The organism is Helicobacter pylori, from assembly GCF_017594925.1.
Lineage (GTDB): Bacteria > Campylobacterota > Campylobacteria > Campylobacterales > Helicobacteraceae > Helicobacter > Helicobacter pylori_DP.
Map to the genome: position 1 here is coordinate 1 of NZ_JAALNT010000035.1, position 2711 is coordinate 2711.

Annotated in this window: 1 protein-coding gene and 1 pseudogene; both read left to right on the forward strand. The window is 38.2% G+C overall.

Going from position 1 to position 2711, the window contains the following annotated elements:
- Positions 1-22: 22 nt before the first annotated feature.
- A pseudogene (locus tag G6069_RS07795) lies at positions 23-595 on the forward strand (restriction endonuclease subunit S); the annotation flags it as partial.
- 16 nt (positions 596-611) lie between these two features.
- A partial coding sequence (locus G6069_RS07800; RefSeq protein WP_197293925.1) for a type I restriction endonuclease subunit R occupies positions 612-2711 on the forward strand: 2100 nt, incomplete at its 3' end.

The following is a 2711-nucleotide window of genomic DNA, read 5'->3' on the forward strand; positions in this document are numbered from 1 at the left end:
TTAGAAATTTAAAGGGGGCCAAATGCATAAAATAGAGCGCTTACTCCAAACTTTAGCACCTAAGGGGGTGGAGTTTAGGAAGTTGGGGGAGGTGTTAGAATACGATCAACCCAATAAATATCGCGTAACGAGTAAAGAATTTGATAAAAGTTATCCTACCCCCGTTTTAACCGCAGGAAAAACCTTTATTTTAGGTTATACAAACGAAAAAGACAATATTTATCAAGCGAGTAAAAACGCTCCGGTTATCATCTTTGACGATTTCACAACAGCGACCCAATGGGTTGATTTCCCTTTTAAAGTAAAATCAAGCGCTATGAAAATCTTACTCCCAAAAAATCCTACAATTAACATCAGATTTATCTTTTTTTACATGCAAACTATTCCTTATAATATCAGTGGGGAACATGCGAGGCGTTGGATTTCTCGCTATTCTCAATTAGAAGTCCCCATCCCACCCCTAGAGATCCAACAAGAGATCGTTAAGATTTTGGACGCTTTCACAGAATTAAACACAGAATTAAACACAGAATTAAACGCGCGAAAAAAGCAATACGAATACTACCGAGAAAAACTATTGACCTTCAAACCCCTCCAAAACAAGGCATAACATGAATTACGAAACGATCGCAGAAAGCAATGAAAGCACGGTAGTAGCGGAATTTCATAGCGATAGTGAAAGGAAAAGCGCTTATGAGAGCGAAGCAGAGCTAGAAAGGGCGTTTATTAAGCTTTTAGAAAAACAAGGCTATGAATTTAAAAAAATCCACAACGAAAAGGAATTAAAAGATAATTTAAAAGAGCAGTTAGAAAAGCTTAACGATCATTATTTCACGCCCAAAGAATGGGACACTCTTTATTATCAATTCATCGCTAATAAAAACGAAGATTATAAGGCTAAAACAAAAAAGATCCAAGAAGATCCGATTTTTAATCTCACGCTTGAGAACGGGAAAACCAAAAACGTTAAAATCATTGATAAGAAAAATATCCATAGAAACGCCTTGCAAGTGATCCACCAATACAGCAATAAAGGGAAGTATGAGAACCGCTATGACGTGAGCGTCCTTGTGAATGGCTTGCCTTTAGTGCATGTGGAATTGAAAAAAAGAGGCGTGGCGATCAGAGAGGCGTTCAATCAGATCAAGCGCTATAAAAGGGATAGTTTTAGCACTGAAGACGGGCTTTTTGAGTTCGTGCAGATTTTTGTCATCAGTAACGGCACGAGTAGTAAATACTATTCAAACACCACCAGAATAGCCCAAATGGAAAAAAACAATAAAGCCGATACTTTTGAATTCACGAATTATTGGGCGGACAGCAAGAATCGCAATATTGAGGATTTAATGGATTTTGCCAAGTCGTTTTTTGCGAAGCGCAGCCTTTTGAATATTTTAACGCGCTATTGCGTTTTCACTAGCGAAGAGGTTTTATTGGTGATGCGGCCTTATCAAATCGTGGCGGCAGAAAGGATTTTGGAAAAAATCAAAGCCACGCATGATAGTAAAACTTATAAGAAAAGTCAAGGCTATATCTGGCACACCACAGGGAGCGGTAAAACCTTAACGAGCTTTAAAAGCGCCACTTTAGCTAAAGAATTAGAACACGTTTCAAAGGTTTTGTTTGTGGTGGACAGGAAGGATTTGGACTATCAAACCATGAAAGAATACGATAAATTCCAAAAAGATTGCGCTAATTCCAACACAAGCACCAAGATTCTAAAACAACAGCTTGAAAACCCTAACGCTAAAATCATTATCACCACGATCCAAAAATTAGACAAATTCGTTAAATCCCATAAAGGGCATGCGGTTTTTAATGAAGAGGTTGTGATGATTTTTGATGAATGCCACAGGAGTCAGTTAGGCTCCATGCATCAAGCTATCACTAAAGCGTTTAAAAAATACCACCTTTTTGGGTTCACTGGCACGCCCATTTTTGCAGCTAATTGCGATAAAAACAACCCTTTAGGCACGACAGAGCAGAAATTTGGGAAATGCCTCCACCAATACACCATTATTGATGCGATCAGGGATAAAAACGTTTTGCCCTTTAGAGTGGAATACCACAACACCATTAAAGCTAAAGAGGACATTAAGGATAAAGAGGTTAGAGCGGTTGATGAACAAAGTGCACTTTTAGATACTAGGAGGATCAAAGAAATCACTAAATGCATTGTAGAGCGTTTCAATCAAGCCACTAAAAATAAAAAATTCAATTCCATTCTGGCATGCCAAAATATAGAAGTGCTGAAAAAATACTACCAAGCCTTTAAAGAAGAAAAACACGATCTTAAAATCGCTGCCATTTTTAGCTATAGCGCTAATGAAGAAATTGAAGCGCTAGAAGATGAAAACAATGAAAGCGCTAGTGGGCTAGACAAAAGCTCAAGGGATTTTTTAGAGGGCGCGATTGCGGATTATAACGGGATGTTTAAAACTTCTTTTGACACTTCGGATCAAAAATTCCAAAGCTATTATAAGGATCTTTCTCAAAAAATGAAAGAGCGTGAAATCGATCTTTTACTGGTGGCAAACATGTTCCTTATCGGGTTTGACGCTACAAGGCTCAACACCCTTTGGGTGGATAAAAACTTGAAATACCATGGCTTAATCCAGGCTTTTTCACGCGCAAACCGCATTTTAGATAGCGTTAAAACGCATGGGAATATCGTGTGTTTTAGGGATTTAGAGCAGGATTTGAATGATGCG